Annotated in this window: 16 protein-coding genes; 6 read left to right on the plus strand and 10 right to left on the minus strand. The window is 74.1% G+C overall.

All coding sequences use genetic code 11. The features are described from left to right. Positions 1-276 precede the first annotated feature (276 nt). The 6 genes from IE247_RS28480 to IE247_RS28505 form a co-directional block, all read right to left on the minus strand. Positions 277-1,821, minus strand: a complete 1,545-nt coding sequence (locus IE247_RS28480) for a M28 family metallopeptidase (RefSeq protein WP_229869408.1) — start codon at positions 1,819-1,821, stop codon at positions 277-279. 143 nt (positions 1,822-1,964) lie between these two features. Next, on the minus strand, positions 1,965-2,552 hold the full coding sequence (locus tag IE247_RS28485; RefSeq protein ID WP_190126194.1) for an HhH-GPD-type base excision DNA repair protein: 588 nt from the start codon (positions 2,550-2,552) through the stop codon (positions 1,965-1,967). A gap of 122 nt (positions 2,553-2,674) precedes the next feature. Beyond that, positions 2,675-2,875, minus strand: a complete 201-nt coding sequence (locus tag IE247_RS28490) for a hypothetical protein (RefSeq protein ID WP_190126195.1) — start codon at positions 2,873-2,875, stop codon at positions 2,675-2,677. 128 nt (positions 2,876-3,003) lie between these two features. Beyond that, a complete protein-coding gene (locus IE247_RS28495) occupies positions 3,004-3,684 on the minus strand; it encodes an HNH endonuclease family protein (protein ID WP_190126196.1) in 681 nt (226 codons plus the stop codon). Between the two features lie 172 nt (positions 3,685-3,856). Then, entirely contained in the window at positions 3,857-6,193 is a 2,337-nt protein-coding gene (locus tag IE247_RS28500; RefSeq protein WP_190126280.1) for a glycosyl hydrolase family 18 protein, read from the minus strand. Positions 6,194-6,290: 97 nt separating this feature from the next. Then, complete coding sequence (locus IE247_RS28505) at positions 6,291-7,022, minus strand: TetR/AcrR family transcriptional regulator (protein WP_190126197.1); 732 nt, start codon at positions 7,020-7,022, stop codon at positions 6,291-6,293. 117 nt (positions 7,023-7,139) lie between these two features. On the opposite strand from IE247_RS28505, the gene IE247_RS28510 reads away from it, so the two are divergent. The 5 genes from IE247_RS28510 to IE247_RS28530 all read left to right on the plus strand — a co-directional run bounded on the left by IE247_RS28510 (position 7,140) and on the right by IE247_RS28530 (position 14,524). Continuing rightward, the gene (locus IE247_RS28510) at positions 7,140-8,615 is read left to right on the plus strand and encodes an MFS transporter (protein ID WP_190126281.1); all 1,476 of its coding nucleotides are present in this window, start codon (positions 7,140-7,142) and stop codon (positions 8,613-8,615) included. Then, the gene (locus IE247_RS28515) at positions 8,605-9,144 is read left to right on the plus strand and encodes a DUF1877 family protein (RefSeq protein ID WP_190126198.1); all 540 of its coding nucleotides are present in this window, start codon (positions 8,605-8,607) and stop codon (positions 9,142-9,144) included. Before IE247_RS28510 ends, IE247_RS28515 begins: the two co-directional genes overlap by 11 nt. 171 nt (positions 9,145-9,315) lie before the next feature. Then, entirely contained in the window at positions 9,316-13,176 is a 3,861-nt protein-coding gene (locus IE247_RS34590) for a CHAT domain-containing protein (RefSeq protein WP_229869409.1), read from the plus strand. Continuing rightward, positions 13,173-13,865: a hypothetical protein gene (locus IE247_RS28525; RefSeq protein WP_190126199.1), complete on the plus strand. Its 693-nt coding sequence runs from the start codon at positions 13,173-13,175 to the stop codon at positions 13,863-13,865. Before IE247_RS34590 ends, IE247_RS28525 begins: the two co-directional genes overlap by 4 nt. Beyond that, complete coding sequence (locus IE247_RS28530; protein WP_373305623.1) at positions 13,859-14,524, plus strand: RES family NAD+ phosphorylase; 666 nt, start codon at positions 13,859-13,861, stop codon at positions 14,522-14,524. Before IE247_RS28525 ends, IE247_RS28530 begins: the two co-directional genes overlap by 7 nt. Before the next feature lie 309 nt (positions 14,525-14,833). On the opposite strand, the gene IE247_RS28535 is transcribed toward IE247_RS28530, so the two are convergent. The 4 genes from IE247_RS28535 to IE247_RS28550 all read right to left on the minus strand — a co-directional run bounded on the left by IE247_RS28535 (position 14,834) and on the right by IE247_RS28550 (position 21,610). Continuing rightward, a complete protein-coding gene (locus IE247_RS28535) occupies positions 14,834-15,307 on the minus strand; it encodes an FHA domain-containing protein (protein WP_190126200.1) in 474 nt (157 codons plus the stop codon). A gap of 62 nt (positions 15,308-15,369) precedes the next feature. Then, positions 15,370-17,451, minus strand: a complete 2,082-nt coding sequence (locus IE247_RS28540; RefSeq protein WP_190126201.1) for an AAA family ATPase — start codon at positions 17,449-17,451, stop codon at positions 15,370-15,372. After that, complete coding sequence (locus IE247_RS28545) at positions 17,448-19,211, minus strand: amino acid adenylation domain-containing protein (RefSeq protein WP_190126202.1); 1,764 nt, start codon at positions 19,209-19,211, stop codon at positions 17,448-17,450. Before IE247_RS28545 ends, IE247_RS28540 begins: the two co-directional genes overlap by 4 nt. Continuing rightward, positions 19,208-21,610 (minus strand): protein kinase domain-containing protein, encoded by a 2,403-nt coding sequence (locus tag IE247_RS28550; RefSeq protein WP_229869410.1) that lies wholly within the window; start codon positions 21,608-21,610, stop codon positions 19,208-19,210. The genes IE247_RS28545 and IE247_RS28550 overlap by 4 nt, the downstream gene beginning before the upstream one ends. 469 nt (positions 21,611-22,079) lie before the next feature. Here IE247_RS28550 and IE247_RS28555 point away from each other — a divergent pair, with 469 nt between their 5' ends. Then, positions 22,080-23,186 (plus strand): macro domain-containing protein, encoded by a 1,107-nt coding sequence (locus IE247_RS28555; RefSeq protein ID WP_190126204.1) that lies wholly within the window; start codon positions 22,080-22,082, stop codon positions 23,184-23,186. Positions 23,187-23,216 lie beyond the last annotated feature (30 nt).

Genomic DNA, 23,216 nt, shown 5'->3' on the forward strand with positions numbered 1-23,216 from the left:
CCCCGCGTCCCCTCCGACGGGCCCCTGCGACCGCCCGCCGTCCGCCACCGGCTGGGCACCCTCGCCGAACTCCCCGGCTACACCGCCTCCCTGGAGCGGCTCCCCCCCCCCCCCCCCGACCCGCCCCCCCCCCGCCACCCCCCCCCCCTCCCCCCCGCCCTCCCCCCCCCCCCCCCCCCCCCCCCCCCCGGGCCCCCCCCCCCCCCCCCCGCCCCCCCCCCCCCTCCCCCGGGCCCCCGCCCCCGGCGGCCCCGGGACGAGGAGTCGACTGCTCGACTACTCGATGACGTCCTCGTGGCCCTCGTGCAGGCCGCCGCCGCTGCCGGTGCCCGGCTCGGTCGGAACGGAGTTCACCGGTGTCCGGAGCGAGCTGAGGTCGTGGGCGTAGGTGCCCACCGCGTTCGCGATGACTCCGATGTTCACCTTGAAGGCGGTCAGGTTGATGTTGTTGATGTCATCGCCCTTGGCGTGGTAGTTCGGGTCGTACGACAGGCCCGCCGTGCCGCCGAACTTCGCCGCCTGCTGGGCCGACTTGATGCCCTCGGCGCCGGTGAAGGTGCCGCCGGCGGGGATGCCGACCCCGATGAAGGGGCCGTAGTCCGAACGGCCGGAGAAGTCGGTGCCCTCGTGCGGGGTGTCCCGGTCGTCGAGGAACTCGTTGATGTCGCGCTCCAGCTGGGCCGAGCCCTCGGGGCCGGGGCCCGCGCCGACGCCGTCGGAGTTGTCGCCGTCGTAGACGAAGAGTCCGTAGTTCGGCGAGGCGATCATGTCGAAGTTCAGATAGAGCTTGATCTCCTTCTTGGCGAGATCATTGAGACCGGCGACATACGCCTTCGAGCCGAGCAGCCCGTTCTCCTCCGCGCCCCACCAGGCGAAGCGGACCTTGTTGGCCGGACGCTTCTCGGCCTTGGCCAGCTCCTGGGCGACCTCGATCAGACCGGCGGAGCCGGAGCCGTTGTCATTGATGCCCGGGCCCGCGGCGACCGAGTCCAGGTGGGAGCCCAGCATCACGGTGTTGGCCGCGTTCCCGTGGCGGGTCTCGGCGATCACATTGTTGGTGGTGCGGTTCTGGAGGAGCTGGCGGATCTCGAAGGAGACATTGACCGGGCCCGCCGCCACCTCGTTGACGAGCTGTTCGCCCGCGGCCTGGCTGATTCCGCCGGTGGGTATCTTCCCGGAGGCGACATCGCTCAGCGTGCCGCCCATGGAGCCCGCGGCGTTGTTGTAGATGATCGCGCCGATCGCGCCGGCCTCGGCCGCGGTCGCCTGCTTCTGGGCGAAGGTGCAGCCGCCGCGCTTGATCAGCGCGATCTTCCCGGTGAAGGTCCCGGAGGCGTAGTCGGCGGGCTCACAGCCGGTGTTCGCGTCCACGGGCACCGCCGCCAGATCGGCCTTGACGCCGCCGACCGGGGTGGACTTGGTGTAGGTCAGCGCGGTGATCGGGATGTCGCGCGCGCCCGGCGAGACGACGGAGAGCTTCTCCGCGAGCGTCTCGGTGTAGACGAAGGTGAAGGGCTCGTAACGGACGTCGTATCCGAACTTCTTCAGCTGCTGATAGACGTACGCGGCCGAGGCGTCGTACCCGAGGGTGCCGGCGGCGCGGTTGCCGCCCGCCGTGTCGGCTATCTGCTGGAACTTCTTCAGATGTTTGTGGGCGTCTTTCACGGACGCCTTCGAGACCAGCTTCTTCGCCAGCTTCGTCGCCTGCTGCCCGGCATCGTCCCGGTGGGCGGCGGAGGGGGAGGCGGATGCCAGCAGGAGCGGGGTCGCGAGTGCGGCGGCGGCCAGGGTGGCCACGGCTCTGCGACGGGTTGCCTTCACAGAGTTCCTTCCCGGGTATGGACAAGTAGAAGGGAAGTTAACGAGACCGCGACGACTATGGGAACGTCTGTGCCCCAACTCGTCCCTCAGTTCATCTGATCGACATTCCCGGAGCCGGAACTTCCTCTTCGATCGCCCGTATTTCAGTTGCCCTTGGCTGCTTTGGCGGCCTTTTTCATCTCTTGCTTGTGCGCGCGTACTTTGGCGAGCGAGTCGGGTCCGGTGATGTCGGCCGCCGAGCGGTACGCCCCGGCCTCCCCGTACGGGCCCGCGGCCTCGCGCCAGCCCTTGGGCCGTACGCCGTACCGCTTGCCCAGCAGCGCGAGGAAGATATGGGCCTTCTGGTCGCCGAAACCGGGCAGTGCCTTGAGCCGGGCCAGCAGCTCGGCGCCGCTGTCGGCGTCGCTCCAGATCGCCTCCGCGCTGCCGCCGTACTCGTCGACCAGGTACTGGCAGAGTGTCTGCACCCGTTTGGCCATGCTGCCGGGGTAGCGGTGGACCGCGGGTTTCTCCTTGAACAGCTCGGCGAAGGCGTCGGGGTCGTATGCGGCGATCTCGCCGGCGTCGAGGTCGTCGCCGCCCATCCGGTGGGCGATGGTGTAGGGCCCCGAGAAGGCCCACTCCATGGGAACCTGCTGGTCGAGGAGCATTCCGACGACGGCGGCGAGCGGGCTGCGGCCGAGGAGTTCATCGGCTTCGGGCTGCTGGGCGAGGTGCATCTCGGGGCTCATGGTCCGATGATCGCCCCGGCGCGGGCGCGCCGCCAGTGAACCGCCCGCGACGGAAGACCCCCTCTCGCCGGAGTGGCGGAGGGGGTCTTCGGAGGAGTCCCGGGGCTGGAGCCCGGGGGTCCTCAGCCCTGGGTGGAGGTCGAGCCGAAGATCGCCGCGTGCTCCAGCACATCCTCCAGCGGGTCGTCGATCTGGCCGATCGAGATCAGCGTGATGCCGTTGTGCGAGTCCGTGTGCGTCTCGTCCGCGACCGCGGCGGTGGCGGGGAGTACGGCTGCCAGCAGGGCGGCACCGAGGATCGTAAGGGCGATTCTGGCCTTCATAGAGCTTTCGTCCACCTGTTCGTCGTCTGCCTGGTGGCCGGTATAACTATCGGACCGGCAAAAGGTCACGGCCCTCGAAACGGATGAAGGGCGCGTTCACCCGTTCGGCCTAATGCCCCCCGAGGGGGTCAGGGCGCTCGGTTGACGAGGACGACCGTGGTCTCGCAGGAGTTGTCCGCGAAGAGTTTCAGTACCTCCATCTCTTCCTTGTCGACGGTCAGGTCCCAGCGCAGCTTGGTCCCGACCCAGTCGCCGATGTACCGGCAGATCCCCGCGGTCTCCGTCGGCAGCCACTCCTTGATGTCCTGCTCGGCCTTCTCCCGCTTGGCGCGCACGGTCACCGCCGCCAGGGTGGCGGGCGAGCCCTGGTCGTTGGCGTAGGCCTCACGGCGTCCGGTGCTCCAGGCCGAGCCGCCCGAGCCCCAGGCCTCGGCGAGCGGGACGACATGGTCGATGGTGACGCTGGACCGCTTGGTCACCGACTGGTTGTCGTAGTACGAGACCCAGCGGCCGCCCGACAGCGAGCAGCCGGCCGAGACGTCGGGCTCCTCGACCGCCTCGGCGAGCAGCACCTCCTCACGGGTGGAGCAGCCGTCGGCGGGGTCCTTGCCCGCGTTCCAGTGGGGGAAGGCGGCGGCGGTGTAGCCCGCGCGGTTCTCGTCGGCCTCGACGAGCAGCGAGATGGCGTCCTCCAGCTGGAAGACCTCCACCGAACTGGCCGAGGCGGAGGGGGCCGAGACGGCGGTGGTCAGGAGCGGGACGAGCGCGAGGGACAGTGCCGCTATCGTGCGGCCGAGATTCTTGGTCATGGGCCCAGTTACTAGCGGGCAGACCGGGCCCGGGCGGGCGCGTGGCGCGCCGGATCCACTCGTACGAGCGGAAAATCCGGGGGTGGTGAGCGCTGTGTTTACGCGCGCCGGGCGCACCCCGGGCGGTTGCGGTACCGGTACCGGTCCCGCCCGGGGTGCGCACGGTCAGGCCCTAGGGCAGCCCCGAGTGGAGCGCGTTCATCAGGGTGCCGTTCGGGGTGTCCCCGGAGAGTTCCCAGATCATCGCGCCGAGCAGGCCCTTGGACTTGATCCAGGCGGCTTTCCTCCCGATCGACCAGGCGTCGTCGAAGCTCCACCACTGGCCGTTCTCACCGGTGTAGCCATAGGTGGAGACCGACTGTTCGTCGTGGTGGACGGTCATACCGGGATAGCTGCTGATCATGTTCTGATAGCCCCGGATGCCCGCCTCCTCGGGGAACTGCCCGGTCGCCGCGCCGTTCGCGGTCTGCCATTCGCCGTTGACGCCCACGCCGCCGCTCGCGACCTCCTTCCAGCCTCGGCCGTAGAAGGGGAAGCCGACCGTCAGCTTCCGCGGGTTCACTCCCGCGTCGAGATAGGTCTGCACCGCCTTCTCGACGCTGAAGTCGAAGGGGTACGGGTCCTGGGCGTCCCGGTGCAGATTGGCCTGGTGCCCGGTGCGCCGGGGCTCCCAGGAGTTGTCGCTGCCCGAGCCGTGGAAGTCGTACCCCTGGACATTGGCGAAGTCGAGATAGTCGAAGATCTTGGACAGGTCCCAGCCGGCCTGGATCTTCGCCGGGTCGGCGGGGGTGAAGGCGGTCAGCAGCCGGTGCTCGCCGCCGAGGGCGTCGAGCTGCTTGCGGAACTCGGCGAGCAGTGCGGTCAGATTGTCCTTGTCGGCGGCCTTCCAGTGGTTGCCCGGGTGGCCCTCGGCCCCCGGCCACTCCCAGTCGATGTCGATGCCGTCGAAGACTCCCGCGCCGGTGCCGGGGCCGCCCGCGCCGTTGTGGACGGGGAGATTGCCCTTGATCCAGATGTCGACGCAGGACCTCACGAACTTCTCGCGGGAGGCGGGGGTCGCCGCCGCGTCGGAGAAGAACTTGGAGAAGGTCCAGCCGCCGAGCGAGACCACCACCTTGAGGTGGGGGTGTTTGGCCTTGAGCTTCTTGATCTGGTTGAAGTTGCCCCGGAGCTTGCCCCAGCCGTCGTCGGCGACTCCGTCGACCGACTGCGCGGCGGAGAACGGACGGCCGTAGTCCGCGTCGGCGTCGCCCGCTCCGGTGCCCTCGTCCGGGTCCTGGGGGTTGCCGGAGACGCCCTTGGTGACACCGGCCTGGCAGGTCAGATTGACCGGGTCGATGTTCTCGAAGGCGTAGTTGATGACGTCCAGCTTGGCGGCGGACCCCGAGGTGTCGATGTTCTTGACGAAGTACTGGCGTCCGTACAGGCCCCACTGGATGAAGTAGCCGACCTTGTGGTGGTTGCCGGGCCCGGCGACGTCGTCGGTGGTGACGGCGAGCGCGTTGGAGGCGGGGGAGGCGTTGTCGGCGGTGTCCCGGGCCTTGACGGTGAAGGTGTACGCGGTGGCCGGGGACAGCCCGTCCACGGTGGCCCCGGGGGCTGCCGAGGCGGGGACCGTCTTGACGAGGACGCCGGAGCGGTAGACGTCGTACGCGGCCACCGCGACATTGTCGGTGGCGGCGTTCCAGGCGAGGGTGACGGTGGTGGCCGTCCTGGCGGTGGAGCGCAGCGCGCCGGGGGCGGTCGGCGGCACGGGGTCGGTGGCCGGGTCCACGGTCCGTACGGTGAACGGGCCGCTCGCCGCTCCGAGATTGCCCCGGGTGTCCTTGGCGCGGACGGTGAAGGTGTAGCTCGTCGCCGGGTTCAGCCCGGTCACCGTGGCTCCGGTGGTGGCGGTGCTGGTCAGCACCGTACCGCCGCTGAGCACGTCGTACGAGGCGACGGGGTAGTCGCCGGCGGTGGCGGCGGTCCAGGCCAGAGCGACGGTACGGGCGGTGACGGCGGTGGAGTTCGGGGTTCCGGGCGGGCCGGGCGGTTTGTCCGGGGTGCCGTCGCACTTGTCGCCGTTGACCGTGCAGCGGGTGGGCTCGGTGATCGGTCCGGTCGCGGTGAACCAGTAGCTCCAGGGCTCGGTGGAGCCGTTCGCCGGGACGGTCGCGTTGTAGTAGGCGTTCTTGACCGTCACCCGGCTGCCGTTGACGCTCGCCTCGCCGTGGTAGTGGCCGCTGAGGGTGACCCCGGCGGGCAGGTCGAACTCCAGGGTCCAGCCGTTGACGGGCGCGGCTCCGCTGTTGCGGATGGTGTACGTGCCCTTCCACCAGGAGCCGTTGTTCTGGGTGGTGAAGGAGGCGGTGAGGGTGCCGGCCGCCTGTGCCGGGGTGGCCGCCAGGGCGGTGAGGGCGGCGAACGGCAGGATCAGGGCGGCGAGGAGGGCGGTGAGCCTTCGCCGTCGGGGGATTCTTCGACGGGGGCGGACGGGTTGGACGGGTCGTACGGGCCGGTTGAACATGGCGCTCCCTGAGGGGGTAGGGGCGATGGCCGTGCTCAACCTTTGAAGCTACTTGGTCCGGACCAACCCGCAAGGGGTGCGGACGGACCGGATTCCCTCAGGCCCCGGCGGGGTGCCGGGCGTAACGGCCCAGGAACATGTCGACGCCCCCCACGAGCAGACGCTCCGTCAGATCGTCGTCGACGGTCGCGCCGTACTGCCCGAAGACCATGTGGGGATGGACCAGCAGCGCGTACAGCTGAAGCGTCGCGACCTCCAGGTCCGGGACGTCCAGCAGGCCCCGCTCGGCCAGGGTGCGCAGCGCCCCCGCGACGGCGGGGTGGTGGCCGGTGGGGCTGATGTGCTGCCAGGCCCGCCCCAGCTCGGGGAAGCGGTGCAGCTCGGCGGCGACCAGGGTGCGCAGGGCGGCCACCTCGCGGTCGTCGCGCACGGCGCGCACCCAGGCGCGGGCGACTTCCAGGAAGGCGGCGCGCAGATCGGTGGCCCCGGCGAGCCGGGCCAGCGACGCCGCCGGGTCCTCGCCGCCCTCGACCGCGGCGGGGTCGTCGAGCGCGCCCGCGACCACGGCGGTGAACAGGGCTTCCTTGCTGCCGAAGTGGTTGTAGACGGTGACCTTTGAAACGGCGGCCTCGGCGGCGATGGCGTCCATGCCGACGCCGAAACCCTCGCGCAGGAAGAGCGTGCGGGCGGCCGTGACGATGGCCCGCCGCTTGCGCTCGGCGCGGGGACCGCTGGGGCCGGTCCCGGTGCCGGTGCCGGTTCCGGTCTTCGGTGTGCCGCGCGTTTCGGTCGATCCCTGGCGGGGCCGGGGGGCGGTGTCCGGGGTCATGGGCCGAGCCTAGCCGACAACTGAACTGTACGGTTGAGTTCAACTGAACTGAACTGTACGGTTCAGATGACTGGTCCGGAGTGGACCGCCGTCCCCGACTCTCTGGGAGGAACCGCCATGCCCTGCGCCGCCGCCGGACACCCCGCCGCCGAGGACCACGGCCCGCCCGCCCCCACCCGTACCGGCTCGGAGGAGGATCACCGGCCGCCCGCCGATCCGCGCCGCTGGGCCGCGCTCGCGCTGATCTGCGCGGCGCAGTTCATGCTGGTGCTCGACGTCACGGTGGTGAATGTCGCGCTGCCCGACATGGCCGCCGCTCTCGGCCTCGGCCGCACCACGCTGACCTGGGCCGTCACCGCGTACACCCTCGCCTTCGGCGGGCTGATGCTCCTCGGCGGCCGGCTCGCCGACGCGCTCGGGGCCCGGCGCACCCTGCTGGCCGGACTGGTGGTCTTCACCGCCGCCTCGCTCTTCACCGGCCTCGCGCAGAGCGCCCCGGCGCTGATCGGCGGCCGGGTGGCACAGGGCGTCGGCGCGGCGCTGCTGTCGCCCGCCGCGCTCGCGATCGTCACCACCGCCTTCCACGGCGCGGAGCGCACCCGGGCGCTCGGCGTCTGGGCGGCGATCGGCGGCACGGGATCGGCCGTCGGCGTGCTGCTGGGCGGCGCGCTCACGGCGGGCCCCGGCTGGCAGTGGGTCTTCTACGTCAATGTCCCGGTCGGCCTCGCCCTGCTCGCCGCGATCCCCGCCCTGGTCCCGGCCCGCGCCGCGCGGCCCGAGGTCCGCCTCGACGCACCGGGCGCGCTGCTGGTCACGGCGGGCACCGTGGCCCTGATCCACGGTCTGGTCCGGGCCGGGGACAGCGGCTGGACGGATCCGCTGACGCTGCTCGCGATCGCCGGATCGGCCGTGCTGTACGGCGCGTTCGCGCTGGTCGAGCGGGTCAGCCCCGCCCCGCTGATGGAGCTGCGGATGCTCACCCGCCGGCCGGTGGTGGCGGGGTCCTTCCTGATGCTGATCGCCACCGCCCTGCTGATCGCGTTCTTCTTCCTCGGCTCGGTCCACCTCCAGGGCGCGCGCGGCCTCAGCTCTCTGGAGACCGGTCTGCTCTTCCTCCCGGTGGCCGTGGCGGTCGGCCTCGGTGCGCACCTCGGCTCACGGCTCGTCGGCCGGATCGGCGGCCGGGCGTGCGCGGCGGGCGCGCTGGCGGTCGCGGCGGCGGGCGCGGTGCCGCTCACCCTGCTGTCGGCCGATTCCTCCGTGTACACGACGCTGCTGCCGGGGCTGGTCGTCGCCTCCTTCGGCGTCGGCGCGGTCTTCGTCACGGCGACCGCGACGGCGCTGGCGACGGTCGGCCACCGGGAGGCGGGGCTGGCCTCCGGTTTCGTCAACACCTTCCACGAGGTGGGCGGTTCGGTGGGCGTCGCGGTGGTCTCCTCGGTGGCCGCCGTCGGCATCGCCGGGGGCGGGGAGGCCGGTTTCACCGACGCGTACACCGTGCTCGCGGTCACCGCGGCGGTGGGCGCGGCCCTCTCCCTGGTCCTGGTCCCGCGCGGCCGACCCGCCCCGGCAGGGGTGCCGTATGTCCACTGAGCTGCTGATCAGGGAGTTGTGCAGGGCCGTCCTCGACGGCGTCGCCTCGGGCGGCCGGGCCCGGCCGCGGCTGCGCGTCACCGGCCTCGGGCGGCACTTCGCGGTGGAGCCCGCCGACGCGGTGTGGCTCGCGGACGCGGGGGCCGCGGCCCTGGCGGCGTACGCCGAGCGCGCCGAGGAGAGCTGGGAGGACCGCTGGTCCGTGGACACGGACACCGCCTGGAAGCCGCTGCACCGCGCCCTGTCCGGCGGCCCGGCCCCGCTCGCCCGCGCGATCCTGGGCGGGCGCCCGCTGACGGCGGCACCCGGCTGTCTGCTCCGGCTGCTGCCCCCGGACCGCGTACCCGCCACCGCCGAAGCCCTCACCGGCCTCACCCGCCCCTGGCTCCGCGCCCGCCTCGCCGCGCTGGGGCATCCGCCGGGGCTCTCCTGCGAGTCCTGCGCCTGGGAGCACCTCCACGCCCTGCGCGCCTTCCACACCCGCGCGGCGGACGCGGGGCGCGGGGTCCTGTTCACGGTCTCCGACTGAAGCCTGTGCCCCGATCGTCCCAACAGCCCCTGGAGGCAAGGATTTACCCTGCGGACCGGACGGTTCGCGGACGCCTTCCGGTTGGATTCCGGCGGACGCGCCGAACCGCCCCCGTACGGACCCCGGCCCGCCGATGATGGAACGAGCGCCGCGCGTCGAAGGGGGAAGCCCATGAGCCCGAGCGGGGAGACCGGACAGCGAGAAGAGGCCGGGGAGGCCGGGACGCCGCGCGCCCGGGCCGCGCGCGCCGTCGGCGAGGCGAGGGCCTGGATCAACCACGCCAAGGTCTTCGGCCGGTCGGCCGCCGGACTGGGCGCGGGAGAGCCGGGCGACGCGGGGTTCGGGTTCGGCCCGCCCGATCCGGCGGCACGCGACGCGCTGATGGACCGGCTCCACGCGCTGGAGGGCGAGTTGGCGGCCGGGGCCGGGGCGGACGACCCCACGCTCGCCCTCGTACGGGCCCGGCTCGGCGGGCTGTACACCCTGCGCCATCTCACGAACCCCGGCGACGGGGACCGGGCCGAGGGACTCCGGGTGCTGAACGCGGCCCGCGAATCGGGGGCGCTGGACCCCAAGGAGGAGACGGTGGCGGCCGTCCACAAGATGGGCCTGCTGACACCGCCGGTGCTGCTCTCCGGTCTGGACGGAACACTGCCCCGGCTCAAGGAGCTGATCGAACTGGGCGAGCGGACCGGCGGGAGCGACCCGGAGCTGGACGCGAGCCTCGCCGAACTGCGCGACCTGGTGGCCCTCCTCGTACCGAAGATGCCCGACCCGGGCGCCGCCGAACAGCTCTCCCTGCTGGTGGAGTGGCTCGACCAGCGGCCCCGCGACGGACACGCCATGGACCCCGAGCGGTTCGCCCGGGCGGCCAAGGAGGCGATGGCCGGATTCCAGCCCGGCTCGTCCCACGAACGCCTGCTGGACGCCTGTCTGATGCTGCTCGGGGCCACGGGGACGCCGCGCGAGGGCGAGAGGAGATCCGACAGCGAGGGGGACGCGGAGGACATGGCGGGCCGGATCGAGCGGACCATCCTCAATCTGGAGGTCTTCGCCCCCGGCACCATCCGGCCGGAGGAACTGGACGCGCTGGTCACCCAGTTCGCCGGCCGCCCCGGGACCGACGAGAGCGACACCGCGACGGCGGCACTGGCCCGGATGGCCCAGGGACTGCGCACCGGCGAGCCCGGCGACCTCGAAGACGCCGCACGGCTGATGAGCGCCGCCGTCCAGGGTGCCCAGGGCGCCCAGGGCACCCCGGGCAAGGAGGCCGACTGGCTGGAGCGGTTCATCGGCCAGCTCTCGCCCGGTCTGCTCTCCGCCGCCGCCGTCACGGGCGGCAGCCTCACCGACCGCGACCGTACGCGGACACTGCTCGACGCGCTCGTGGGACCCGGCGCCGACGGAATCGACCTCCCGCCCGGCGCGCTCGCCGCCCAGCGCGACCTGCTCCAGGCCAACCAGAGCCTCCGCCTCCAGCTCCGCGCCGACCAGGCGTACCGCGACCGTGACATGGCGCTGCTGGAAGAGCTGCTGGACGAGATGCTGGACCTCCAGGACCGGGCCGACCCCGACGCCGACTGGAACGTCCTCATCGGCTTCGGGCTCGGGATGATCCATCTCTTCCTGGCGCTGCTGGAGGGCGGCACGGTCGCGGTCCGCACCGCCTCCGCCTACTTCCGGCAGGCCCTGGAGCACCCGAGGATCCCGGCGCTGCTGCGGCCCATGCTGGAGACGGCCTGGGTGCCCGTCGTGCTGCTCTCCTCCCTGTTCGAACCCGAACCCGGGCCGGTCCTCGAAGCCGTGGAGCGGGCCCGGGCCGGGCTGAGCGCGCCCACCCTCGTGCTCGACCAGTCGGTACGCACCCGGATGGTCATCGCGCTGGCCTTCCAGAGCCTGCACCGGTCGACCGGCGACCCCTCCCACCGGGACACCGGCATCGCCGAACTGGAGACCGCGCGAAGGGAGCTGACCGAGCGCCACAGCCCGCAGGTCACCCACGAGGTGCTCTGGGCCCTGGCCCAGGCCTACCAGGGGCGCGGCGACCGGGACCGGGGCGACCGGCGGGCCGCCGTCGCCGCCGCGCAGGAATCGCTGCGCTCCCTCGCCGAGGAGGTGCTGCTGCAACTCGGCGCGGAACACGGCCTCGAAGTGGCCAGGGCGGCAGCCGAACGGGCGCTTCTGGCGGCCGAGTGGGCCGCCGACGACCGGCGCGCGGACAGGGCCGTGGAGGTGCTGGAGAACGGCCGGGCGCTGGTGCTGCGCGCGGCGGCGGTCTCGGCCGGGGTGCCGGAGCAGCTGACGGCCCGGGGGGAGCCGGAACTCGCCGAGGAGTGGGCCGGGGCCCTGCGGAGACTGCCGCCGCCCGCGCCGGGCCCCGCCCCCGCCCCCGTGAACGGGACGGGCGGGACGGGCGGGACGGACGCGCTCCAAGAGGCCCGCGCCATGGCCGGGCAGCTCCTGTCGACGGGCGAGGCGGCCGGGTTCACCATCCCCAGCACCCTGCGCCGCCGCGCCCTGAGCGCGCTCCGCCGCCCCGACGGCGGCCGGCACTCACTGCGCGAACTGCTCGACGCCCCCGGGATCGAGGAGCTGCGCGAAGGCCTCCGCACCGCCGGGGCGGACGCGCTGGTCCATCTGGTGCCGGGCCGGGGCACGGCCGACGGACTCGCCATCCTGGTACGGCCCGAGGCCCGGGAGCCGGAGATCCTCCGGCTCCCGGGGCTGGGCGCGCCCGGCCGGGAGCCGCTGGAGCGCTATCTGGACGCCGGAGCCCGCCGCTCCGACGCCCGGGGTGAGGACCCCGACACCCGGGCCGAGGCCCACCGTCACTGGGAGACGGCCCTCGAAGCCCTCTGCGACTGGGCGGGCCCCGCCGTCCTCGCGCCGGTCCTCGGCGCGCTCGGCGTCGCCGTACCCGTACCCGTACCCGTACCCCTCACAGACCAGGGCGTACCGGTTGAGTCCGGTACGCCCGAGAGGTCCGCCCCGTCCGCCTACGCCGGGGGGCCGGGCGGGCGGGGCGGTCGGAGCGGCCCGGACGCACCCTGCGCACCCGGCACCACCGCGCCGCCGCCCGTGCGAATCACCCTGGTGGCCTGCGGAAACCTCGGGGCGGTGCCGTGGCACGCCGGGCGGCTGGGGCCGTCCGCGACCCGCCCCGGGCGGCGCGTACACGCCTGTGAGTACGCGGTGATCTCCTACGCCGCGTCCGGCGGCGAGTTCCTGCGCTCCGTCCGGCGCGGGCGGACGCCGGTGGGGCTGCGGCCGGTGCTGGTCGCCGACCCCACCGGCGATCTGGACTGGGCCCAGGACGAAGTCAGCGCGCTGCGCACCGCGTTCTACCCCGGGGCCGCCGTCCACGGCTGGCACCAGGACGCCCCCGAGGACGCCCCGGGCACCCCCGACGACATCCTCGCCCAGCTCCCCGGCGGGGACCCGACGGGCCCGCCCGCCTCCCTGCTCCACCTCGTCGTGCACGGAGTCGCCGGGCTGAGCCCCACCGACTCGGTCCTCCGGCTCGCGGCCCCCGGCGGCGGGTTCGACCCCTCGTCGGAGGCGGCCAGACTCACCGTCACCCGGGTGATGGACGTCCCCGGCGGGCGGTACGCCGCCGACGGCCCGCTGATCGTGCTCAGCGCCTGCGAGACCGACCTCAGCAGCCGGGACCACGACGAGGCGCTCACCCCCACCACGGCGCTGCTCGCCCGGGGCGCGGCCGATGTCGTCGGCTCGCGCTGGGAGGTCCCCGACAGCGCGTCCGCCGTGCTGATGGTCGTCTTCCACCACCACATCGCGGTACGGGGGCTCGCCCCGCCGGACGCCCTGCGCGCCGCACAGCTGTGGATGACCGACCCCGACCGCCGCTCCGTGCCCGGGCTCCGCGGCGATCTGCTCGCCGAGGCGGAACGCGACCCCGGCTCCCTGGCGGCGCTCTCCTCCTGGGCCGCCTTCATCCACCAGGGCAACCCCGCCCCCCGTACCGGCGCCGAAGGAACGACTGAAGGAACGACCGAAGGAACGACCGCATGAGCACGAGCACCGATGAATTCCTCGATCTGCTGCGCGACCGGCGGTCCGAGATCCACGCCGCCCTGACCGCCGAGCAGTTCGCCCGCTACCAGGACGGCGTCCGCGCGCTGCGCGCGGCGCGCGACGACGTCAGAGCCGTGCGCGAGGCCCTGCGCGCGGTGCGCACCGCCCTGCGGGCGCTGCCGCCGGGCACCGAGCTGAGCGGGCGGCTCGGCCAGGTCCGGGGCGCGGGCCCGGCCGGCGCCGCCGTGCTGCCCGACGCGGACCGGCTCGACGCGCTGATCCGGCTGCTGGAGTCCGCCGACTGGCCCGCCCTCGAACCGGACGCCGCCGAGATCGCCCGGGGGGTGCGCGAGCGGCTGCTCACCGCCCCCGCCCGGGGCGCGGACCGGCTCCCCGCCGGGGCGGCCGGCGACCCGGCGGGCGCGGGGCTCATCCGGCTGACCGACCGCGCGGGCCACGACCGCTACCCCGACTTCCAGTTCGACCCGGACACCGGCGAACCCCTCCCCGTCGTCCAGCGGATCAACCGCCTCCTCCTCTCGGACCAGGACCCCTGGGGCGCGGCCGACTGGTGGCTCGGCGGCAACGAGTGGCTGGACGACGCGCCCGCCGCCCTGCTGGGACGGATCTCCGACGAGGTGCTGACCCTGGCCGCCCGCGAGCTGATGGAGGAGGGCGCGTGGTAGGCCAGCCCCCGCCCGGGGCCGCCCGGATGAGCCCCCGGCTCACCGTGCTGCCCGCCGGGTCCGAGCTGTGGCGCTGCCACGCCGCCACCTGTCCGCCCGCCGCCTTCAACCCCTCGCTCGCGCCGTCCCACTTCGACGGCAGCCGCTTCGACGGCACCACCGAGGACCCTTACCCCTTCCTCTACGCGGCCCCCGAGCCCGCCACCGGCCTCGCCGAGGTCCTCCTCCGCTCGGTGCGGTACGACGACACCTCGGGGCTGCGGCAGGTGCAGTGGCCGCTGGCCGCCTCCCGCACCCTGACCAAGCTGCTGGTGACGGAGGACCTCACCCTGGTACGGCTGGTCTCCGAGGAGGATCTCGCCGCCGTGTTCCAGGACTCCTGGCTGCTGGAGGGCGGCGAGGGCCGCTATCCGATGACCCGGGTCTGGGCACACGAGATCCGCCGCCAGGCCCCGGCGGTGCAGGGCCTGGTCTGGCAGTCGCGCCGGAACCGTCCGTACCGCGCGCTCGTCCTCTTCGGCGACCGCTGCGGGGCGGAGCCGCTGAAGGCCGTCCCCGGACAGAGCCACCGCCTGGCCACCGTCGAGGGCGTCCACGAGGCCAACCGGCTGCTGGCACCGCTGCGGGCGGTGATCGCCCCGCCGGGCGTCCGGCCATGAGCGCGGACCGGGCCGTACGGGGGGCGGCCCGGTCCGCTTCTAGGGAGTGTCTTCGAAGTAGCGTCGTCCGCCCGTAGTGGGGGTCCCCCCGGGCCGAAGGTCCAGGGGGAGAGCCCACGCGGTGGGGGTACTCCCCCTGGCTCCGCCGGGGGCACCCCTCCCGGGCGAAGCCCAGGGGGCCGTAGGCGACCGACGACAACGCGGCTGGGGGTCCCCCCGGGCGAAGCCCAGGGGGAGTGCGTGCCTGGGGGTCCCCCCAGCGGTAGCTGGGGGAGGCACGACAGGCAGACGGGACTTTGAAGACACGACCTAGCGGTCGTCCTCCCCGTACAGCGTCACGGAGAAGGCGACCACCCGCAGTCCGAGCCGGAGTTCGTCGCCGTCCCGCAGGGGGGTGCGTACGCCCGGCACGATCCGCGCGCCGTTGACGTAGGTGTGGTTGCGGCTGCCCGGCGCGGTCTCCTCCACCCACGCGCGGCCGTCCTCCTCGAAGGTGACCGTCGCGTGCCGCCGGGAGAGTGTGAGCAGACAGGAGAAGACGGCGGCGGTACGGGGGGCCCATTCCGGGTCGCGGCCGAGGCGCAGCGGACCGCCCGGGCCGTGGGCGATCTCCAGGGCGGGATCGGGGCAGACCAGCAGCAGCCGGGCGCGGCCGCTGCCGCAGGAGGGGCACGGGTAGCGCCCCTCGGTGAGCCGGCCGCGGCAGTTCCAGCAGCCTTCGGCGGCCTGTGGCTCCGGTTCCGGGCCGGGGTCCGGGCCGGGGTCCGGTTCCGGCTCGGGCACCGGCCCCACCGCCGGGGGCGGCACCGGGACCCAGCCGCCGCGCCCCCGTCGCGCGCCCCGGCTCACGACCGCTCGCCGGGCGCGTCGGACGCGTCGGAGAACCGCAGGTCCAGCGCGGCTGTGCCGTCCTCGTCGAGCCGGACGCCGGTCACGGTCACGGAGGTACCCTCCAGCACCCCCCGGTCGAACAGCTCCCGGGCCAGCGGGTTGATCAGATGGGTCTCCAGCAGCATCCCGATGCCCCGCCCGCCGTTGTCGGAGTCGGCGGTGCAGTGGGCGGAGAGGGTCCGGTGGGCCTCGCCGGAGAGCCGCAGCCGGACGCCCCGCTCCTCCCGCAGGACCCGCTGGATGTTCCCCATCTGGGAGTCGAAGATCTCCGTCGCGACCTCGGCCGGGATGTAGTCGAAGACCACCACGTTGCCGCCCAGCCGGTTCAGCAGCTCGGGCCGGCCGATCTCCTCCACGAAGTGCTGTTTCACATTGGCCAGGATGATCTTCTCCAGCTCGTGGTACGGCATCCCCGGCACGGCCTTCTTCCCGCCGCCGCTGTCGCCGTCGGACCGGCTCCGCACCCCCAGATTGGAGGTGAAGATCAGCACGCACTCGCTGAAGTAGGTGGTGACGCCCTGCCCGTCGGTGAGCCGCCCGTCCTCCAGCACCTGGAGGAACTTGTCCAGCACTCCGGTGTCGGCCTTGTCGATCTCGTCGAACAGCACCACGCGGAAAGGGTCGTTGCGCACCGCCGACGTCAGCTCGCCGCCCGCCTCGTACCCCACGTATCCGGGCGGTGCGCCGATCAGCCGGTCGACCGAGTGGGCGGCGGAGAACTCACTCATGTCGAAGCGCAGACAGGCGTCCTCGGTGCCGAAGAGCACGGTGGCCACCGACTTCGCCAGCTCGGTCTTGCCGGTCCCGGTCGGCCCGGCGAAGAAGAGCACTCCGCGCGGGCGGCTGCCGGGGTGGGAGGCCTGCGCGCCGGAGAGGCCGAGGGCCGCGCGCTTGAGGATGTCGAGGGTCTTGGCGACGGCCTTCTCCTGGCCCTTCACCCGGCTCCGGATGTACGCCTCCCCCTCTCTGATCTGCTCGCGGAGGTAGGAGGCTCCCCAGGGGTTGTCCTCGACGCCGAGCTGATAGACGCGCACGGCGTCGCGCATGGCGGAGAAGGGCAGCCCCCGGTCGAGCGCCATACGGGTGCTCTCGCGCATCGCGCGCAGCGTGAGACCGGCGGTGGCCCGGGCGAAGGTGTCCACCTCGTGCTCATGGTCGTCGGGCGCGTGGCCGGGCCGCTTGTCGAGACTCACCGGCCGCTCGGTCTCTTCGGTGTGCCCGGTGTGCCCGGTGTGCCCGGTGTCCTTGGCGTGCTCGGCGTGCTCGGCGTGCTCGGCGGCGAGCAGCCGGGCCATCCGCCGCCGGGCGCCCAGGTCGGGCAGGGGCAGCCCGATGGTCCGCACCCGCTCGCTGCCGGCCACCAGCCAGGTGGGCAGCTCCCGTTCGCCGTCGGCCAGCCAGATCACCGGGTTGAAGAGCCGGCGTCCGGTCTCCGGGTCGGTGAGCGGCTGCGCGTCCTCGGCGAGTTTGAGACAGCCGAGGAAGAAGTCCCGTTCCGGTTCGCTGAGCCGGGTGACGTCGGTGGGGATGCGGGCGGCGTAGTCGATCAGCAGCACCGCGCGGTACGGCTCCTGCCGCTGCCCGGGCCGCCCGCCCGGGTGGGCGGCCCGGGGCGGCCACCCGCTGACGATCGAGCGCAGTACGCCCTCGGTGTCGGCGAGCTGCCCGGCCGGACCCGGGGGCCCCGGGCGCGCGGGCCGGGCGGCCCCCTCGCCGCTGTGCAGCAGCGCCCGCACCTCCTCGGCGGCCGGTCCGGCGACCACCGTGAACCCGTCCACGATGTCGTAGCGGACGAGGACTTCGTACCCCTCCTGCCAGAGCGCGTTCCACAGCACCTCGGTCAGGGTGTGATGGGCGTCGTACGTGCGTCCCGGGCCGCCGTCGTCGGGGTCGGCGTCGTGGCGTACGAGGTGGATGTCGCGGATGTTGCCGTGCAGGACGTACTGGGAGTGGACGCTGAGGGTGCCGGTCACTTCCTCGGCGAAGGCGGGCAGTTCGCGTTCGCGGACCCCGCCGGGCTCGGGCGGTCCGCTCATGAGCGGCGCTCCTGTCCGGGACGGCCGGGACGGTCGGGACGGTCGTGGTGGCGGGTCCTGGGGCCGGGCCGGTAGACCGTATGGGAACGGGTCGTTTCGCGCGGTACGGGCCGCTCGGGGACCGGGTCGAAGGTGAGGCGCAGCGGGAGCCCGGCCCGCTCGGTCAGCCGCTCCAGGGCCGTGAGCTGCCCGGCGGCCTCGGTGCAGCGCCGCCAGTCGAGGTCCCGGTCCGCGTCGGTCTCCTCGCCGGGGTCCCGCTCGCGGTGCATGGTGACGACCCGCGCGGTCCCGCCGCTCACCAGGAGGCGGAGCCAGTGCTCGTCACCCCAGCCGGGCGGGGTCCAGTCGACGGTGGTGGTTCCATCGGTCCCGGCCGTGCCGCTGTCGGCGGGCCGCTCGGCCGCCGGGTCCCCGCTCGCCTCCCGGGCCGCCGCGCGGATCACCTCCGCCGTATACAGCCGCTGGAGCAGCTCGGTCCGCTCGCCGACCCGGGCGGCGACCCGGGTGCGCAGGGTGTCGCCGAGCGGCTCGCCCCGCTCCAGGACCCGTTCCAGCGCGGCGATCTCGCCGTCGGCGGCGGGCAGATCGACGGTGCCGTCCGGCGGGGTCCGGCGGAGGAAGTCGAGCTGCTGGGCGGCCCATTCCCCGTCCGCCCGCAGGCGTTCGGCGGCCCGGGTCATCCGCTCGGCGAACCGTCCGGCCTCGCGCAGATGCCTGCGGGCGGCGGCGGGGCGGGCGGTGACCACTCCGGCCGCCGCCGTGACCATCTCCTCCAGCAGCCGGTAGTCCGCGAGGGGAAGGTCCCGGGGGAGCCCGGCGAGCAGCTCCCCGCCCAGGCGCAGCACTTCCTCCTCGGAGAGCGCGTCGGCCGGGGGCGGTACGGAGACCTCGGCGGCGGCCCGGTCGGCCCCGGTCCGCTCGTACTCCGTCAGCGCCCGCCGCCGCCGGGCGCGCAGCCGGGTGTGCCAGTCGCTGTCGCCGCTGTCGCCGCTGTCACTGCCGTGGCCGCTGCGACCGCTGTCGGAAGCGGCCCCGCCCGCGGCCTCCATCGTCGCCCGCGCGAAGGCGGTCTCCGCGTGGCGCAGCGCGGTCCCGGTCTCGGCCAGCCGCTGCCACACCTCCGTCAGTTTCATGCCCACGGGGTTCAGCGGCGGTGGCAGGTCCGGCGGGTCGGGCGGGCCGTCGGGCCCGGATCCGGCCGGTGGCCCCGCCCGCCGGATCCGGGCCCGCAGCGCGGCGAGCCGGGCGTTGGTCCGCGCGGCGGCGAAGACGGCCTCCCGCCAGCACTCGGCGGACTGGGCCGCCGTCAGCCGCTCCTGCCGCAGAGCGGCCTGGGACTCGGCGGCCCGGACGGCGGAGGCGGCGAGGAGCTGGGCCCCGGCCATGGCGGCCCGTCCGGCGAGCAGCGCGCCGCTGAGCGAGCCGAGGCCGATCAGGGCGGGCAGCAGCAGCTCCTGCGCCTGGTCCAGGGCGGAGTCCAGCAGCTTGCCGCCCGCGTCGGCGACGGAGAAGTCCGGGATCACGTCCGGGATCACGTCCGGGATCACGTCCGGGATCACGTCCGGGATCACGTCCGGGATCCCGTCTGGGACCGAGAGCCGGGGGAGGGCCCCGGAGACCGCGGTGTCGGCGACGGCCTCCGACACCGCGTCCGACACGGTCCCCGTACCCGCGTCGGCGGTGCCGGTGAGCGGGGAGGCGGGGAAGTCCACCTGCGCCATGACCTGTTCGACGGTGGGTATGACCAGCGCGCCGCTCATCCGATTCCTCCTCCGTGTGCTGTGGGTCCTGTTGTTCCTCCGCCCGTGCCGCCGCGCAGGTCGGAGAGGTGCAGATGCCAGCGGTGCAGCCTGCGTACGGTCCACCAGGCGAGCCCGGCGACGGTCGCGGCGGGCCAGAGCCAGGCCGCGTACACCAGCGTGAGCAGGAGCAGTCCGAGCGGCGGCAGGATCAGCAGGCCCCGGACCGGGAAGCGGGACCCAGGCTGCCGGACGAAGCGGGCGAAGGGCAGCGCGCGGTCGATCACCAGCCCGGCGAGCGAGCGGTCCGGGTGGTAGGAGGGGCTGCCGATGCGGTACGCGGTCCACAGTTCGAGGGCGAGCACGGCCGCCGAGCCGGGGACCGCCAGCAGCCAGCCGGTGAGGACGCTGCGCTGGTCCGCCAGGCCGAACACATCGCTGAGGCCGATGACGAAGATCCAGGGGAGGATCAGCGCCGCGGCCCCGCCGACGGCCCAGCCGAGGGTGGCCGGCAGGTCCTGGCGGCGCAGCCACAGCGCCGCCGCGTCCAGGTCCCGCCGCTGCCGCAGGACCGCGCGGTCGGCCTCGTACCGGGCCTGCGCCTCCCAGGACTCGCGCTCGGCGAGGAAGGCGAGGCGCAGGCCGAGATGGGTCCGTACGTCGTCGGTCTCGTCCGCCACCAGCCTGCGGTACCAGCCGACCGGTCGCGGCAGCCGCCCGAGCACCTCCCGCGCGGGATCCGCGAGTCTGCCCCGGCTCCGCTCGGGCTCGGCGGCCAGCGACAGCAGCGCGGCCCGGCGCGCCTCGTCCAGCCGGGCGGCGGTGCGGACCTCGTCCCTGACCCGCGCGGGCCAGCCGGACTCGGCGATCAGCTCGTCGACGCCGTGCTCCCAGCGGGAGAGCGCAGAGATCCACCGCCGGTGCACCCCCTGGAGGCCCTCGCCGCCCGGCCGGTGCTCCAGCAGCGGCAGGATGGTGTGCGCGCCCAGGTCCGCCACGACGGAGCGGGCGAAGGCATCGCCCCGGCCGGCCTCCCGCAGCAGTTCCCGCAGCCCGGCGCGGTCGAGCGGCACCCCCCGGTAGGAGGCGTCGAGCGTCGGGCCGAGCCAGGAGATCAGCCGTACCAGGGTCGCGGGCCCGGGCTCGTGCGCCAGCAGGCCCAGCAGGGCCGTCAGCTCACCGGCGTCCCGCCCGGGCGCGCCCTCGAACTGCCGCAGCCAGAGGGTGAACTCCTCCCGGCCGCGCCGTCCGGCCAGGGCCGCCCCGGCGCGCCGCCAGTTCTCGCCGAAGGCCCTGGCGAGCCGCGCGGGGCGGGTGTACTCCTCGCCGAGGAAGGCGTACGGCGCGATGCCGGGGCTCCGCTCCGGATCCGGACCCGGGTCCGGGGCCCCTGCGGTCCCGCCCGGCTCGGCCGGCTCGGCCGGGGCGACCGGCGGGGAGCCGCCGGCCAGCCACTCGGCCACTTCGGCGGAGCCCCAGCGGTGATCGGGGTCGCGGGTGAGCAGCCCCCGGCAGAGCAGCAGCAGCCGGCGGTCGGCGATCCGGGAGAGATCGGGGGCGCGGGAGCTGATCTCCTCCCGGACGAAGTCGTTGTCGGTGTACGGGACGGGGTGCCGGCCCCCGGCCATCTCCGCGACGATCATGCCGAGCGACCACCAGTCGGCGGGCGGATGGACGAGCTGGTTGCGCAGCGAAGCCTGCGGCGACATGTAGAGGGCCGTGCCCGCCCAGCGCTCGCCCCTCAGGAACCGCTCCTCGGGGGCGTGCGCCGAGACGCCGAAGTCGACCAGGACCAGCGAGGGTTCGGCCGGGTCCAGACTGCCGAGGACGACATTGGCCGGGCTGAGGTCCCGGTGCACGATGCCCAGTTCGTGCAGGGCCGTCAGGGCCTGGTGCAGCTGTTGTACGACCCGGCGGGTGAAGTCCGGGCCGGCCGGTCCCGCGCCGTCGCGCAGCCGGGTCGCGAGGTCGGTCTCGCCGTAGGAGGGGGCGAGGTCGTAGGGGTGGCCGTCGGCCCCGGTGAGGCCGGTCTCGCCGTAGTGGGTGAGATGCGGCAGGGCGCGCTCCCGCAGCGGCCCCCACACCAGCGGGTCCGGGGCGTGGTCGCGGTCGTACCACTTGAGGACGTGGGTGCTGCCGTCGCCGATGTCCTCGACCCGGAAGACGGCGGCCTGGTAGGCGTGTTCCGGGCGGCGCAGCACGGCCCGCAGCCGGAAGCGGTCGCGCAGCGAGAGCGGAAGCTGTCCGGTGTCGCCCCGGGGCGGGCCCGCGCCGGGAGGGCCGCCCGCGGTGTGGCTCTCGTGCTCGGTGGGCGGCGGCGGCTCGGGGCCCTCGTACTCGGTGGGAGGCGGTGGCGGAGGCGTCGGTGGCGGTGGCGTCGGCGGGTTCGGTTCTGATTCTCGTTCCGGTGGAAGGGTCACATCAGTCACCTCGTACACGGGCGGGCCGATTCCGGGCGCGGGTCTTCCCGTACCGCATTCCGCGATCGGGGGAACCGGTTCCGTCGATCGCCGCGAAACCGCTCCGGAACCCGGCCCGGCATCGGTGTCGGTGTCGGTGTCGGTGTCCAAACCCTCCCCGGTGCGGCGGCGGGAATGCGCGGAGCACCTGCGGAGCAAATACGGAACAGTGCGTTCGGCGACCGGGGCGATGGAATTGGACCGCGTGGTTCCGCCAAATCCCCTGCGGTATCGCGGCGATGGTAGCGAAACAGCGCCAATCGGGAGAGGGATTTCCACGCTTCTCATGGTTTCCCGCATTTCCCCCGGGAGCGGGAGCCGCCTGTGCTACGGGGCCGAGCGGCGGCCCGGTCGCGGCGGGTGCGAATCCGTACGGTCCCGTAGCGCGAAACCATCGCCCCGGCAGCGCGTGCTCGCTAGCCTGGTCGCCATGAGTCAGGAGCAGTCGCCCGTCAGTCTCCCCTCCTACGACCAACTCATCGACGAACTGCGGATACTGCGCCGCATCGGCCTGGCCGGACTGCGCGGGGCCGACTTTCCGGCGCTGCGCGCGGCCGCCCTCGCCGGAGGCTTCAGCGCGGGCCCCGACAGCGTCCCGGCGGGCATCGAGGCGCTGCTCGGGGAGGCCGTCCGGCGGCTCGGCGAGAAGGATCTCCTCGGCCGCGCCGCGGCCCACGCCTTCGGGCTGCTCCCCGACCGCCGGGGAGACCCGGCCTATGAGCGCCGCAAGGCGGCGGCGGGGGTGTACGGGGTGACCCCCGAGCGGTTCCGCAAGCACCAGGAGCCGCAGGTCGTCCAGCAGCTCGCGGAGGCGGTGCTGGCCGTGCTGCGGAATCCGGTGCGGGAGCCGGCCCCCGCCTTCACGGGCCAGAACAGGGGCGGCGGCCTCAGGACCGCCGGTCTCGAACCGCCGCTGCGGGTCGAGCGGGTGCCGGTGGACGCCTCCACCAGCTTCACGCTCCATGTCTCTCCCATAGAGCTGCTGCGGGACATCGACATCCTCGTCTCCTCGGAGAACGTCTATCTGGAGATGTCCAAGACCTTCCGCCCCACGGTCTCCGGCTCGCTCCGGCTGGCCGCCGCCGTGCGCGACCCGGCCGGGGAGATCGTGGACGACGTCCTCGTCCGGGAGCTGGGGGACTGGCTGCGCGCCAACGGCCGCCCGGGGCTGCCGGTGCGCTCGGGCACCGTGGTGCCCACCTCGCCGGGGGCGCTGGCCGCGCGCGGGGTGCGGCGGATCTACCACGCGGCGGTGGCCACGCCCTACGAGGACACCTACCGGGTCGGGCCGGAGAGCATCGCCCGCGCGGTGGCCTCCTGCTTCGCGCTCGCCCGCGAGGAGGAGGCGAGGGAGGGCCGCCGGCTCTCCTCGCTCTGCTTCCCGCTGCTCGGCGCGGGCCGCGGCGGGCTGACGCCCGTGGTCAGCGCGACCTGGCTGCGCTGGGCGATCCGCGACGAGCTGGCCCGGGACCCGGACCGGCAGGTGCACATGGTGGTCCGGGACCGGGAGATGGCGCGGGCCGTCGGCGCGCTCTGAAGCCCCCGCGCGGCCCCGGGGGCTCCCGGC

This window comes from Streptomyces inusitatus (assembly GCF_014651115.1).
Classification (GTDB): Bacteria; Actinomycetota; Actinomycetes; order Streptomycetales; family Streptomycetaceae; genus Streptomyces; species Streptomyces amakusaensis.

Bases quoted from the DNA above. Each gene is read 5' to 3' on its own strand.
- IE247_RS28540 (WP_190126201.1), bottom strand. From the start codon at position 17,451: ATGAGCGGACCGCCCGAGCCCGGCGGGGTCCGCGAACGCGAACTGCCC.
- IE247_RS34590 (WP_229869409.1), top strand. From the start codon at position 9,316: ATGAGCCCGAGCGGGGAGACCGGACAGCGAGAAGAGGCCGGGGAGGCC.
- IE247_RS28515 (WP_190126198.1), top strand. From the start codon at position 8,605: ATGTCCACTGAGCTGCTGATCAGGGAGTTGTGCAGGGCCGTCCTCGAC.
- IE247_RS28545 (WP_190126202.1), bottom strand. From the start codon at position 19,211: ATGAGCGGCGCGCTGGTCATACCCACCGTCGAACAGGTCATGGCGCAG.
- IE247_RS28490 (WP_190126195.1), bottom strand. From the start codon at position 2,875: ATGAAGGCCAGAATCGCCCTTACGATCCTCGGTGCCGCCCTGCTGGCA.
- IE247_RS28500 (WP_190126280.1), bottom strand. From the start codon at position 6,193: ATGTTCAACCGGCCCGTACGACCCGTCCAACCCGTCCGCCCCCGTCGA.
- IE247_RS28510 (WP_190126281.1), top strand. From the start codon at position 7,140: ATGCCCTGCGCCGCCGCCGGACACCCCGCCGCCGAGGACCACGGCCCG.
- IE247_RS28525 (WP_190126199.1), top strand. From the start codon at position 13,173: ATGAGCACGAGCACCGATGAATTCCTCGATCTGCTGCGCGACCGGCGG.
- IE247_RS28505 (WP_190126197.1), bottom strand. From the start codon at position 7,022: ATGACCCCGGACACCGCCCCCCGGCCCCGCCAGGGATCGACCGAAACG.
- IE247_RS28485 (WP_190126194.1), bottom strand. From the start codon at position 2,552: ATGAGCCCCGAGATGCACCTCGCCCAGCAGCCCGAAGCCGATGAACTC.
- IE247_RS28555 (WP_190126204.1), top strand. From the start codon at position 22,080: ATGAGTCAGGAGCAGTCGCCCGTCAGTCTCCCCTCCTACGACCAACTC.
- IE247_RS28495 (WP_190126196.1), bottom strand. From the start codon at position 3,684: ATGACCAAGAATCTCGGCCGCACGATAGCGGCACTGTCCCTCGCGCTC.